Genomic DNA, 12,798 nt, shown 5'->3' with positions numbered 1-12,798 from the left:
GGCGTGGCGGGCCGGCTCAGGCGTCGACGGGTTTCGCGACGCGCTTGAACGGGCTCTCCTCGGGCACCTCGAAGTCGAGCGTCATGTCGCCCTTCTCGCGCGCCTCGGCCATGTAGCGGAACGCGTTGACGCTCATCCGCATCAGGTGCTCGCCGGCCTTGATCGGCGGATACTTCGCCAGCGTCTCGGGCGTGCGAAACGGCGGCAGCGGCTCGACCACCGCATGATAGTCGAGCCCGAAGAACAGCGGCGCCGAGAACCGCTCGCGCCCGATGTTCACGACGCGGTGCTGCGTCGACTTGAACCGTCCGCCGCTCCATGTCTCGAAGATGTCGCCAATGTTGACGATGAAGGCGCCCTGCACCGGCGGCGCCTCGATCCAGACGTCCTCGGCGTTCATCACCTGCAGGCCGGGACCGCCCTGCAGCAGGATCGTGAAGCACTCGAAATCGGAATGCGGCGCGATGCCGACGATGTCCTTGGTCGCAGGCAGGTCGTTGGGCACATAGCGCAGCAGGCGCAGCTGCGAGGTGGGGTTGGTGATGTGCCGGCGCAGTTCGGCGGGGTCGACGCCCAGCTCCAGCGCCAGCGCGTCGAGCATCCTGAGCCCCAGCGCGAACACGGCGTCGTAATAGGCCGAGACGGTCTCGCGCCAGCCCGGCAGGTCCGGCCAGACGTTCGGGCCGGTCATGCGCCAGCCGGCGAGGTGGTCGGGATGGTCCGCCGGCGCCTCGAACGACATGTCCCAGGCTTCGTTCATGTTGATGCGCCTGGGGAAGTCGGCCCCGTTCTCCTCGAACGGCACATAGCCGCGGTGGTGGGTCGTGAAGCCCGACCACCAGCGCATTTTTCGCGCCCGCGGCAGGGCGTGGAACTGCTTCGACGCGGCGAACAGGGCGTCCATCAGCGCCTGCGGCACGCCGTGGTTGACGATGTAGAAGAAGCCCGACGTCCGCGCCGCCTCGCCCAGCGCCGCGGCCGTGGCGCGGATCGCCGCGGGGTCGGCCCCTTGCAGCGCCGAGACGTCGATCACGGGCAGCGTCGCCTCATCGACGCGCCGCGCGCGCTGATCCTCGGTCGCGTCAGCCAGGTCGGCGCCGTCGGCCATGCTCGTCTCTCCATCGTGATTCGCGGCGCAAAGGTGCCATGAAGGCGAAATTTGCGCCAAGTCTTTAGTGGCTGCATGGGACACACGCGACCATGACCATTTTTGCATATTTTTTGATCACTTCCACCCATAGCGCCCCGCCGCGCGCGCGCCGGCCTTGGCGCTGAGCGGCAAGCGCAAGCAGCGTCAGCCCGACCACTCAATCAACGGGAGCCTTCGCCGTGTCCGATTTCCGCTTCACCCGCCGCGGCCTGCTCAGGACCGGCGCCGCCGCGACCGCCGTCGCCGCCATCGGCGCGCCGGCGCTGGCGCAGAGCCGCAGCCTCAAGGTCGGCTCCTATGGCGGCTACTTCGAGAACAGCTTCAAGCAGCACGTCTACCCCGCCTTCACCGCCGCCACCGGCATCGAGGTCGAGAGCGTCACCCAGCCGAACGGCCCCGACTGGCTGGTGACGATGCAGCAGGCCGCAATGGCCGGGCAGGTGCCGGCGGACGTCTCGCTCTACGGCCGCGAGACGATCCTGAAGGCCTCGCGCATCGGCGGGCTGCTGAAGCCGCTCGATGTCTCGGCGATCCCCGCCGCGGGCGCGCTCGACCCCTATTTCGTGTTCGAGGACGCGACCGGCGTGGTCGGCGTCGGCGCGATGTCGTGGTTCGTCTCGATGGTCGTGAACCCCGACGAGGTGACGGCGCCGGAGAGCTGGGCGGAGTTCTGGAACAGCGAGGTCTACGCCAGCAGCCTCGGCGTCGCGCGCAACTACAGCTCGAACTTCCTCGACGTGATCGCCGCCACCTTCCTGGGCGGGCCAGAGGCGCTGAACTCGCGCGACGGCATCGTGGCCGCCGTGGAGAAGGCCGCCGAGCTCAAGCCGAACGTCGCCCTGTGGTGGAGCGCGGAGAGCCAGATGGAGCAGGCGATGAAGAACGGCGACGTCATCGGCGGCACCTACTACCATGACGTCGCGGGGCTGATGGCGGCGGACGGCTTCCCGATCGCCTCGATCTTCCCCAAGGAGGGCAACCCGCAGAACTACGGCTCCTGGTGCCTCGCCGAGGGCTCGGAGAAGCAGGCCGAGGCGCAGGCGTTCATGGACTTCAGTTCGCAGCCCGAGACGCAGGCGCTGATGTCGCGGATGATCGGCACCGCGCCGCTGCTCGACCGCGAAAAGACCGACCTGACCGAGGCCGAGTTCGCCGCCGTCTCCGGCGCGCCCGCCATCCGCCCCGCCTTCGAGGCGTATCTCGAACACGAGACCTTCATGAAGGAGACGTGGGAGGCCATGCTGGCGTCGTCCTGAGCCATGGGCGCGCTGTCGCTCAGCGGGGTCAGCAAGAGCTGGGGGGCGGTCACGGCCGTCTCCGACCTCTCGCTCGACTTTCCCGAAGGCCAGCTCACCGCGCTGCTCGGCCCTTCAGGCTGCGGCAAGACCACGCTTCTGCGGATGATCGCGGGGCTTGAGGCGCCGAGCCGGGGGCGCGTGCTGCTCGACGGGGCCGACATCACCGACCGGCCGGCGCATGTGCGGCGGTTCGGGATGGTGTTCCAGTCCTTCGCGCTGTTCCCGCACCTGTCGGTCGCGGAGAATGTCGCCTATGCGCTGGCCATCGCCGGCATGGCGCGCAGGGACCGGCTGGCGAAGGCCGAGGCGCTGCTCGCGCTGGTGCAGCTCGACGGCTACGGCGACCGGCGCATCGGCCAGCTCTCCGGCGGCCAGCGCCAGCGCGTCGCCATCGCCCGGGCGCTGGCGCAGGAGCCGTCGGTGTTCCTGCTCGACGAGCCGATGAGCGCGCTCGACGCCAAGCTCCGCGAAGAGATGCAGGTGGAGCTGCGGCTGCTGCAGCAGAAGCTCCGCGTCACCACGATCGTCGTCACCCACGACCAGCGTGAGGCGATGACCATGGCCGACCGCATCGTGGTGATGAACCGCGGCGAGATCGAGCAGGTCGGCCCGCCGCAGGAGGTCTATGATCGGCCCGCGACCGCCTTCGTCGCGGGCTTCATCGGCAAGGCGAACATCCTGCACGGCGAGGCGCGCGGCGGGGCGGTCGCGGCCCATGGCGCGCTGTTCCACCCCGAGCGGCCGGCGGCGTTCCGCGACGGCTCGCCGGTCACGCTCGCCTGCCGGCCCGAGGCGGTGCGGCTGGGGCGCGCGGCGCGCGAGGGCGCCAACCAGCTCGCCGCGCGCGTCAGCTTCGTGCGCGACGTCGGCCCGACCCGCGAGATATTCCTCGACGCAGGCCCCGCGACGCTGACAGCCGAACTCGGCGCCGGCGAGCGCGAGCCCTTCTCGGTCGGCGAGCCGGTGTTCGCCGAACTGCCGCCCGCGGCGCTGCGGCTGTTCCCGAGGGCCGCGTGAGCGTGGCCGCCGCCGAGGCGCCGCCCGCGGCGGCGGCCCTGCCGGCCCCGCGCTGGGGGCGGCTCGCGCTGACGGGCCTCGTCGCGCTTCTGTGCGCCGCGCCCTTCCTGCTCGTGCTCGTCATCAGCTTCGGCGAGAAGGTCGAGGGCGGAAGCTGGACCTGGGGGCTGACGCTGGCGAACTACGAGCGGTTCTTTCTCGGCCATGACTGGCCCAACGCGCTCAGCCTCGTCTATCCGCAGCGGCTCTGGTTCTCGGTGTGGTACGCCGCGCTCGGCGCGGCTTTCGCCCTGGCGCTCGCCTTCCCCTGCGCATGGGCGATCACGCGGCGCTCGCGGCGGACGCAGGCGGCGTGGCTGGCGTTCATCCTCGCCTCGCTGTCGCTGTCGGAAGTGTTCGTGGTGATGGGCTGGGACGTGCTGCTGTCGCGCAACTCGGGCCTGCCGGCCTGGCTGAAGGCGCTCGGCGTGACGGACATGCTGAAGGATGGCGGCTGGTTCCCGCTGCTGATCGAGTGGGATCTCGCCAACCCGCGCGACCTGAAGTTCAAGACCTCCGGCTTCGCGACGCTGCTGGCGATGACCTATATCGTGTTCCCCTACGCCGTGATTCTGCTCTACCCCCCGCTCTCGCGGCTCGACCCCTCACTGGCGGAAGCGGCGCGGACCATGGGCGCGCGGCCCTGGAAGGTGATGCGGACCGTGGTGCTGCCGGCGGTGCGGCTGCCGCTGATCGGCTCGGCGCTGCTGCTCTTCGTCTATCTGCTGGGGGCCTATGTCGCCGTGACCGTGTTCACGCCCCCGGAGAAGCAGACGCTGACGGTGACGATCTACGACGCGGTGCGCGGGCAGACGCTCGACGCCCCCTTCGGCGCCGCGCAGTCGGTGGTGCTGCTGGCGACGGCGGGGCTGTGCCTGTGGGCGGCCGCCAGGGCAGGGGTCAGGCGATGATGGCGCGGGCGTGGCTCGCCTTCTGCGCGCTGTTCATCGCGGCCCCCATCGTGGTGGTCTGCGCCGCCGCGCTCAACGGCGGGCGGTCGATGCTGTTTCCACCGCAGGACCCCACGCTCGCCCGCTTCGGCGAGTTCTTCGCCGGAGACCCCGTCTGGCGCACCTCGCTTGAGGCGTCCGTCGTCATCGCGCTGGGCTCGGCGGCGCTGGCGACGCTGGCGGCATGGCCCATCGCCTACGGACTGTGGCGCTCGGGAGACCGCTGGTCGCGCGCGCTGGCGGGCCTCGGCGGGCTCCCCTTCATCCTGCCGCCGATCGTGTTCGGCGTCGGCCTGGGCTTTCTCTGGAGCTTCTTCGGCGCGCTGGGCAGCATGGCGGCGGGGGTGCTGAGCCATGCGGCGCTCTTTCTGGCGCTGCCGCTGGCGACGATCTCGGTCGGGCTGCAGGCCATCGACCGCGCCCATCTCGACGCCGCCGCGACCATGGGGGCCGACGCCCGCGCGACTTTCCGCACCGTGATCCTGCCGCAGACGATCCCCTACACCGTCTCGGGGTTCTTCTTCGCCATGGTGCTGAGTTTCAACGAGTTCATCGTGATGTTCTTTGTCTCCGCATCGGGCTTCGCGACCGTGACGCTGCAGATATTCAACTCGCTGCGCAACGGCTTCACGCCGACGATGGCGGTGGCGGCGATCCTGTTCATCGCCGTCTCGGGGCTCACCTTCGCCGCCATCGCCCGCTGGGGCGACCTTCCCCGCCTGATGGGCGCCGACCCCGCCCGCGCCGACGACTGAGGAAAACCGAATGCCCCAACAGCCCCTGATCGTCGGCCGCCCGGCGCTTCTGGTCATCGACATTCAGAAATCGGCCTTCCTTACCGATTACGACGGCGGCATCCCCAAGATGACCGACTACGTCGCCAACATGCGCCGCGCCCGCACGCTGATCGACGCCGCGCGGGCCGCCGGCGTGCCGCTGGTGTTCTTCCAGGAGGCGCACCGCCCCGACATGGTGGATTTCGGCCGCGAACTCGACGGGACCGAGACGGTGCATTGCGTCGAAGGCCGCGAAGGCACGGAGATCGCCGCGGAGGAGGTCGGCCTGCGCCCCGACGACTACGTGATCCGCAAGCGGCGCTACTCCTGCTTCTTCGGCACCGACCTCGAAATCCTGCTGAAAGGGCTGAAGGCGCAGACGCTGGTGCTGGTCGGCGGGCTGACCGACGTCTGCGTGCACTACACCTTCGCCGACGGCCACCAGCACGACTATCACATGCGCGTCGCCGGCGACGCGGTGGGCGGCTCCTCGCCAGAGGCCCACGCCGCCTCGCTGAAAGCCTTCGACTACCTCCAGACCGGCGCGGTGCGCCCCGCCGCCGAGATCGCCGCCGCCTTCGCGGGCCTCGCCGCCGCCGCGGCGTGAGCGACGCCGTTCCTGAGTCGCTCCGCGGCCTGTGGCGGCGCGTCTGGCTGCGGGCGCCGGGGGTGGAGGACCGCACGACCGAGGTGCTGTGGCGGCAGGGGCCGACGATCTTCGTCGACCTGCGCACGCCCGCCGACCTGCCCGACCTCTCCGGCGCGGCGGCGCTGGCCGATCTCGACGCGGCCGCGCTGACGGCGCTGGCGCGCTGCGAAGGCTTTGCGGGAACGACGGCGGTCACGGGCGAGGTCTGCGTCTGGACCCGCGCGATCAACTGGCGCGGGCCGCTCGACGGCGAGGACGCCGGGCGGCTGGAGGCGACGCCCGAGGGGCTGGTCGAGACCGGCGTCCACGCCGACTACGCTGAACTCTGGACCCATGAGGACGCCGCGCCCGGCCTCGCGCTCAAGCTCGCCGACGACACGGGGCGGCTGGGCTTTCTCGTCGCGACCGAGGACGCCTTCTCGCTGGGCTGGGGCGACCCGGCGGCGAAACGCGGCGCGCCGCTGGCGGAACGCCTTGCGCGCCGGGACGCGGACGCGCTCGATCAGGAGTTCAGCGTCGGCGTGATCGGTGGCGGCGCCGCGCGCGTCACCCGGTCCGCCAACCCGCTGCGGGTGTGCGACCCGCCCTTCGACCCCGACGATCTGCGCGGAGAGGTGGTGACGATCACCGACCGCGATTTCCACGGGCGCCCGCGCAGCCGGCGCTGGCGCATCGTGAGTCGCGAAGAATTTGCCTGAAGACTGCGCAGAATGGCGCCTCGGCGCCCTTCAAGAGAGCGAATGCGCGAAAAGACGGCGCCGCCGACGGCGGTTCGCTGGCGCCCCGGCGCCCCCGCTTCCATCGTCTCCGCCCGAAACGCCTTGTTGACAGGGATAGCCCGCATGACCCTCCGCCTCGCCCCTGCCGCGGCGCTCGCCGCCGCGCTGGCCGCAGCCCCGCTGACCGCCGCCGCCGAGGGTTCGTTCCGCATCGGCTGGTCGATCTACGCCGGCTGGATGCCCTGGGGCTATATCGAGGACAGCGGGATCATGGACCGCTGGGCCGAAAAATATGGTGTCGACGTGGAGATCGTGCAGTTCAACGACTATGTCGAGTCGATCAACCAGTACACCGCCGGCGCCTTCGACGGCGTGACCGTGACCAACATGGACGCGCTGTCGATCCCCGCCGGCGGCGGCGTCGACACCACCGCGCTGATCATCGGCGACTACTCCAACGGCAACGACGCGCTGATCGTGAAGGGCGGCGGGACCATCGCCGACCTTGCGGGCAAGCCGGTCAACCTCGTGGAGCTTTCGGTCAGCCACTACCTGCTGGCGCGCGCGCTCGACAGCGCCGGTCTCGCCGAGTCCGACCTCGCCGCCGTGGTCAACACCTCCGACGCCGACATGATCGCCGCATGGGCGACGGCCGACGTCGAGGCCGTGGTGACGTGGAACCCGCTCGTGGCCGCCATCGACGCCGAGCCCGACTCGACGATCCTTTTCGACAGCGCCGACATCCCCGGCGAGATCATCGACATGCTCGCGGTCAACACCGAGACCCTCGCCGCCAACCCCGCGCTCGGCAAGGCGCTGGTCGGCGCCTGGTACGAGACCATGGCGCTGATGAGCAGCGACAGCGAGGAAGGCCGCGCCGCCCGCACCGCCATGGCCGAGGCCTCCGGCACGGACCTCGCCGGCTACGACGCCCAACTGGCGGCGACGAGGATGTTCTGGACGCCCGCCGACGCGGTCGCCTTCGCCGCAAGCGACGAGGTGAAGGCCACCATGCCGGCGGTCGCGGCGTTCCTCTACGACAAGGGCATCCTCGGCGTCGGCGCGCCGTCGGCGGATTTCGTCGGCGTCGCCTACCCCGACGGCTCGGTGACGGGCGACCCGGCCAACGTGAAGCTGCGCTTCTCCACCGAGTTCATGCAGATGGCCGCCGACGGCGCGCTCTGAGCCGCTCCGCGAAGGCGGCGCGGCGATGCGCTGGATCAACCGCCGCCCCGGCCGCCCGCTCGCCGTGGCGCTGGCGCTGGCGCCCTTCGCGCTGGCGGCGCTGGCCTATGTGGCGGGCTCGGAGGCCCGGCTGGCGGCGAACCCCGCCGACAAGCTGCTCCCGGCCCCCTCGACCCTGTGGGACGCCGCCATGGCCGCGCTGACCGAGGCCGACCGCCGCTCCGGCGAGATCCTGTTCTGGAACGACACCTTCGCCAGCCTGACGCGGCTGGCGCTTGGCGTTGGCATAGCCGCTGCGCTGGCGCTGACGCTGGGGCTGGCGGCGGGCCTGCTACCGCTGGCGGGCGCCGGCCTCTCGCCCTTCGTCGCCGCGGTGTCGATGGCGCCGCCGCTGGCGCTGCTGCCGATCCTGTTCATCGTGTTCGGGCTCGGCGAGGTCAGCAAGGTGGCGCTGATCGTGATCGGGACGGCCCCCTTCATGATCCGCGACATGGCCGGCCGCGTCGCCGAGACGCCCGTCGAGCAGATCGTCAAGGCCGAGACGCTTGGCGCCTCATCGCTCGTCATCGCGCTCAGGGTGGCGCTGCCGCAGGCGATGCCGCGGCTGATACAGGCGGTGCGGCTGTCGCTGGGGCCGGCGTGGCTGTTCCTCATCGCGGCGGAGGCGATCGCGGCGACTGAGGGCCTCGGCTACCGCATCTTCCTCGTGCGCCGCTACCTCGCGATGGACGTCATCCTCGTCTATGTCGCCTGGATCACCATCCTCGCCGCGCTGCTGGACCTCGCGCTGCGCCGCCTCTCCGCGCGCGCCTTCCCGTGGGCGGAGCCGGCGCGGTGAGCTTCGTCAGCGTACGCAACGTGTTCCAGAGCTACGGCGACCGCCCGATCCTGGAGCGGGTGTCGGTGGAGGTGGAGGAGGGCTGCTTCGTCTCCATCGTCGGCGCCTCGGGCTGCGGCAAGAGCACCTTCCTGCGGCTTCTGCTGGCGCAGGAGACGCCCTCGCGCGGCGAGGTCAGCATCGCCGGCCAGCCCCCGGCGCGCGAACCGGGGCGCGACCGCGGCGTGGTGTTCCAGAAATACTCGGTGTTCCCCCACCTCACCATCCGCGACAACATCCTCGCCGCCGAGGAGCTTTCGGCGCGCTGGGGCCGGCTCTGGGGCCGCGCGCGCCGCGCTGCGCGGGAACGGGCCGACGCGGCGCTGGCGCGCGTCGGCCTCGCCCATGTGGCGGACCAGTATCCCGCCGCGCTCTCGGGCGGGATGCAGCAGCGCCTCGCCATCGCGCAGGCGCTGCAGGCTCGCCCCCGCATCCTGCTGCTCGATGAGCCCTTCGGCGCCCTCGACCCCGGCACGCGCCTGTCCATGCACGACTTCCTCACCGAGCTGCGCGCCGAGACGCCGATGACGGTGTTCATGGTGACGCATGACCTCAGCGAGGGTTTCAAGCTTGCCGACCGCGTGCTGGTGTTCGACAAGACGCGCTGGGATCCCGACGCGCCGGAACGCTGGGGCGCCACCATCACCTACGACTTCGACGCCCGCCACGGCGGCATCCCCTTCCAGAGCGCGAGAGCCCCCCATGCAGCGTGACCGCAACCGCAGCCACCACCCCGCCGACCGGCGCCCGAGCGGCCGCCGCGCCCACCACCCCGACCTCTCCAGCCTGCTCGGCTGGAAGGCGATGCAGGCCGAGGCCGACATTCCGGGGGGCGAGTGGGAGAAGGAGAAGCAGTGGGCCCTGCGCATGGGGCTGACGGCGGCCGACAGCATCGAGGACCGCGCGATCCCCACCTTCGCGCGCGGCGAGCTGCCCCACTACGCCGGCATCAACACCTTCCTGAAGGCGCCCTACGCCGAGGACGTGTCCGAGGTGGGCCTCTACGACGCCACCGTTCTCGGCGCGCCCTTCGACGGCGGCACCACCTACCGCCCCGGCACCCGCTTCGGCCCGCAGGGCGTGCGCAAGATCTCCGCGCTCTACACGCCCTACAACTACGAGATGGCGATCGACCTGCGCGAGCAGATGAGCCTCTGCGACGCCGGCGACATCTTCACGATCCCCGGCAACATCGAGAAGACCTTCGACCAGATCAGCCGCGCCGTCTCCCACGTCTTCTCCTCGGGCTCGATGCCGATCATCATCGGCGGCGACCACTCCATCGGCTATCCCTGCGTGCGCGGCATCGCCGAATGCACGTCGAAGAAGATCGGCATCGTGCATTTCGACCGCCACGCCGACATCCAGGAGAAGGACCTCGACGAGCGGATGCACACGACGCCGTGGTTCCACGCCACCAACATGCCGAACGTGCCGGCCAAGAACCTCGTGCAGGTCGGCATCGGCGGCTGGCAGGTGCCGCGCGAGGCGGTGAAGGTCGCGCGCGAACGCCACACTAACATCATCACCATGTCCGACATGGAGCGGATGGGCGTCGACAAGACCGCCGAGATGGCGCTGGAGATGGCGTGGGACGGGGTGGACATGGTCTACATGTCCTTCGACATCGACAGCATCGACTGCGGCTTCGTGCCTGGCACCGGCTGGCCCGAGCCCGGCGGCTTCCTGCCGCGCGAGGCGCTTGCGCTCGCCGGCAAGGTCGCGGCCCAAGGCATCTGCGGGATGGAGTTGGTCGAGGTCTCGCCGCCCTACGACCAGTCCGAGATCACGGCGCTGATGGGCACGCGCGTCATCGTGGACGTGCTGGGCTCGATGGTCTCCGCCGGCGTGCTCGGCAAGCACCGGGAGCACATCGACAAGCCGGTGAGCCTGCCGATGGGCGACTACGACGCGGCCACGCACGGCCGGCGCTGGTCCACCCCCGCCAAGCGGAAGTGAGCGCCTCCCATGCCCCATGACGGACATCCGCACGACCACGCCCACGCGCATCCGCACGGACATGGCCACAACCACGACCACGCCGGCCACCTGCACAGCCACATCCACGCGCCCGAGGCGGCGGAGACCATCGCCGCGCTGGCCGGCCAGTTCATCGACGGCTTCAAGGCGGCGGCCGACAAGATGGCGTTCCTCAGGCTCGCCGGCGTGCCGCTGGAGATCGGCGGCGCCGGCGGCGCGCCGTCGCTGAAGCTCGTGGACGTGACGCTCACGACCGAATGGCAGGTCGGCACCGCCAGCCCCAGCTTCGGCTCGCGCGAACTCAGCTACCTGCCCTTCCCCGGCCCGATGGTCGCCGAGCGCACCAACATGGGGCTGGTCTATGTCAGCCTCGACGAGAAGCGCGTGGTCGACCTGCGCGCCTTCCTCGCCGACCACCCGGCGGCCAAGCCGTGAGCCTGCCGGTCGCCGAGCGGTGGTTCGAGACCAAGCGTCTCGACGCGACGACCACGCTCCTGCTCGAGCCGCATGTGCACATCCTAGAACAGGCCAACATGTTCCTGATCGAGGGGCGCGACCGCGACGTGATCCTCGACAGCGGCATGGGCGTCGCCCCGCTGCGCCCGGTGCTCGACGCGCTGCGCGCCGACCCCGCCAAGCCGCTGGCCCATGTCGCGAGCCACGCCCACATCGACCATATCGGCGGCGTGCACGAGTTCGGGGAGCGGCTGATCCACCCCGCCGAGGCCGACGACATGGCCGAACCGAAGGGCATCCGCTCCCTGCGCTCGGCCGACTTCGCGCCCGAGACGCGACAGATGTTCCTCGACGCGGGCTATCCGCCCCTGTGGGAGCTGCTGATCGACGCCGTGCCGTGGGAGGGCTACGACCCCGACGCCTACCTGCTTCAGGGCGCGCCGGCGACCGGGCTGCTCGAGGAGGGCGACGCGGTGGACCTCGGCGACCGCGTCTTCGAGGTGCTGCACCTGCCGGGTCACTCGCCGGGCGGGATCGGGCTTTGGGAGGCCGAGACGGGCGTGCTGTTTTCGGGCGACGCGATCTATGACGGGCCGCTGATCCCCGTCGAGCCCGCCGTCTATGCGCGCACCCTGCGCCGGCTGCGCGACCTGCCGGTGAGCATCGTGCATGGCGGCCACGACCCCAGCTTCGGCCGCGACCGCCTTCGGGCTATCGTGGACGCCTGCCTGCCGAAGCTGGAGGCCGCGCCGGGCTGAGGCTGCGAACGCCGGCCTCTCCCGCGCCGCCGCCTCGGGCGGTGTCCGCCCCGGTCTCTGGCCGCCGCGCCCCGCGTCGCGGCGGCGGCTCAGCCCGCCTCGGCCCGCGCCGCCTCGATGTAGAGCTCGCGCAGGCGCTTCGCGACCGGGCCGGGCCGGCCCTCGCCGACCTTCGCGCCGTCGATCTCGACAACGGGCGTCACGAAGGAGGAGGCGGAGGTGTAGAACGCCTCCGCCGCGTCCTGCGCCTCGGCGATGGTGAAGGGCCGCTCCTCGACCTTGAGCTGCGCCTCGCGCGCGAGCTTCAGCACCGCGGCGCGGGTGATGCCGTGCAGGATCGCGGTGGAGAGCTGCCGCGTCACGATGCTCCCGGCCTTCGTGACGATGTAGGCGTTGTTGGAGGTGCCTTCGGTCACGAAGCCGTCCTCCACCATCCAGGCGTCGTCGGCGCCGGCGTCCTTGGCCTTCTGCTTCATCATCGAGGGCGCCAGAAGCTGCACCGTCTTGATGTCGCGCCGCGCCCAGCGCATGTCGGGCGCGGAGATCACCTTGATGCCGTCGCGCGCCGCCGCCGTGTCGGCCACGCTGCGCGCCTGGGTGAACATCACCAGCGAGGGCGTGGCGTCCTTGGGAAAGGCGAAGTCGCGGTCCGCCGCGCCGCGCGTGACCTGCAGATAGACCATGCCCTCGGCCACGCCGTTGCGCGCGACAAGCTCCTCCATCAGCGCCGGGATCTCGGCCACCGGCACCGGGCTGCCCATGCCGAGCTCGTTCAGCGACCGCTCCAGCCGCGCCATGTGGCCGGGGTTGTCGATCAGCCTGCCGTCGAGAACCGTGGACACCTCATAGACGCCGTCCGCGAACAGGAAGCCGCGGTCGAAGACGGAGATCTTGGCGTCCTCCTCGGGCACGAAGGCGCCGTTGACATAGACGATGCGGCTCAT

The 12,798-nt window shown here is 70.9% G+C and carries 14 protein-coding genes; 12 read left to right on the top strand and 2 right to left on the bottom strand.

From position 1 onward, the window contains the following. Positions 1–16: 16 nt before the first annotated feature. Positions 17–1,108 (bottom strand): isopenicillin N synthase family dioxygenase, encoded by a 1,092-nt coding sequence (locus BLW43_RS09325; RefSeq protein WP_175478826.1) that lies wholly within the window; start codon positions 1,106–1,108, stop codon positions 17–19. 221 nt (positions 1,109–1,329) lie between these two features. On the opposite strand from BLW43_RS09325, the gene BLW43_RS09320 reads away from it, so the two are divergent. From BLW43_RS09320 to BLW43_RS09265, 12 genes are all read left to right on the top strand, one after another. After that, complete coding sequence (locus BLW43_RS09320) at positions 1,330–2,406, top strand: ABC transporter substrate-binding protein (protein WP_093252215.1); 1,077 nt, start codon at positions 1,330–1,332, stop codon at positions 2,404–2,406. A gap of 3 nt (positions 2,407–2,409) precedes the next feature. Next, positions 2,410–3,465: an ABC transporter ATP-binding protein gene (locus tag BLW43_RS09315; protein WP_093252212.1), complete on the top strand. Its 1,056-nt coding sequence runs from the start codon at positions 2,410–2,412 to the stop codon at positions 3,463–3,465. Further along, positions 3,462–4,415, top strand: a complete 954-nt coding sequence (locus tag BLW43_RS09310) for an ABC transporter permease (RefSeq protein WP_093252192.1) — start codon at positions 3,462–3,464, stop codon at positions 4,413–4,415. Before BLW43_RS09315 ends, BLW43_RS09310 begins: the two co-directional genes overlap by 4 nt. Then, the gene (locus tag BLW43_RS09305; protein ID WP_139284022.1) at positions 4,412–5,209 is read left to right on the top strand and encodes an ABC transporter permease; all 798 of its coding nucleotides are present in this window, start codon (positions 4,412–4,414) and stop codon (positions 5,207–5,209) included. Before BLW43_RS09310 ends, BLW43_RS09305 begins: the two co-directional genes overlap by 4 nt. Before the next feature lie 10 nt (positions 5,210–5,219). Next, on the top strand, positions 5,220–5,837 hold the full coding sequence (locus BLW43_RS09300) for a cysteine hydrolase family protein (RefSeq protein WP_093252186.1): 618 nt from the start codon (positions 5,220–5,222) through the stop codon (positions 5,835–5,837). Continuing rightward, complete coding sequence (locus BLW43_RS09295) at positions 5,834–6,577, top strand: hypothetical protein (protein ID WP_093252184.1); 744 nt, start codon at positions 5,834–5,836, stop codon at positions 6,575–6,577. The genes BLW43_RS09300 and BLW43_RS09295 overlap by 4 nt, the downstream gene beginning before the upstream one ends. 144 nt (positions 6,578–6,721) lie before the next feature. Further along, complete coding sequence (locus BLW43_RS09290; protein ID WP_093252182.1) at positions 6,722–7,783, top strand: putative urea ABC transporter substrate-binding protein; 1,062 nt, start codon at positions 6,722–6,724, stop codon at positions 7,781–7,783. A gap of 25 nt (positions 7,784–7,808) precedes the next feature. Next, positions 7,809–8,621 (top strand): ABC transporter permease, encoded by an 813-nt coding sequence (locus BLW43_RS09285; protein ID WP_093252180.1) that lies wholly within the window; start codon positions 7,809–7,811, stop codon positions 8,619–8,621. Then, the gene (locus BLW43_RS09280) at positions 8,618–9,373 is read left to right on the top strand and encodes an ATP-binding cassette domain-containing protein (RefSeq protein WP_093252675.1); all 756 of its coding nucleotides are present in this window, start codon (positions 8,618–8,620) and stop codon (positions 9,371–9,373) included. Before BLW43_RS09285 ends, BLW43_RS09280 begins: the two co-directional genes overlap by 4 nt. Beyond that, positions 9,363–10,619 (top strand): agmatinase family protein, encoded by a 1,257-nt coding sequence (locus BLW43_RS09275; RefSeq protein WP_093252177.1) that lies wholly within the window; start codon positions 9,363–9,365, stop codon positions 10,617–10,619. Before BLW43_RS09280 ends, BLW43_RS09275 begins: the two co-directional genes overlap by 11 nt. A 9-nt stretch (positions 10,620–10,628) precedes the next feature. Next, the gene (locus tag BLW43_RS09270; RefSeq protein ID WP_093252174.1) at positions 10,629–11,075 is read left to right on the top strand and encodes a hypothetical protein; all 447 of its coding nucleotides are present in this window, start codon (positions 10,629–10,631) and stop codon (positions 11,073–11,075) included. Continuing rightward, positions 11,072–11,854: an MBL fold metallo-hydrolase gene (locus tag BLW43_RS09265; protein WP_245730983.1), complete on the top strand. Its 783-nt coding sequence runs from the start codon at positions 11,072–11,074 to the stop codon at positions 11,852–11,854. Before BLW43_RS09270 ends, BLW43_RS09265 begins: the two co-directional genes overlap by 4 nt. A gap of 89 nt (positions 11,855–11,943) precedes the next feature. Here BLW43_RS09265 and BLW43_RS09260 read toward each other — a convergent pair whose 3' ends face one another. Then, the gene (locus BLW43_RS09260) at positions 11,944–12,798 is read right to left on the bottom strand and encodes a D-amino-acid transaminase (protein ID WP_093252170.1); all 855 of its coding nucleotides are present in this window, start codon (positions 12,796–12,798) and stop codon (positions 11,944–11,946) included.

Origin of the sequence: Rubrimonas cliftonensis, from assembly GCF_900107585.1 — a bacterium.
GTDB lineage: Bacteria > Pseudomonadota > Alphaproteobacteria > Rhodobacterales > Rhodobacteraceae > Rubrimonas > Rubrimonas cliftonensis.
This window is presented reverse-complemented; position numbering and strand designations above follow the sequence as displayed.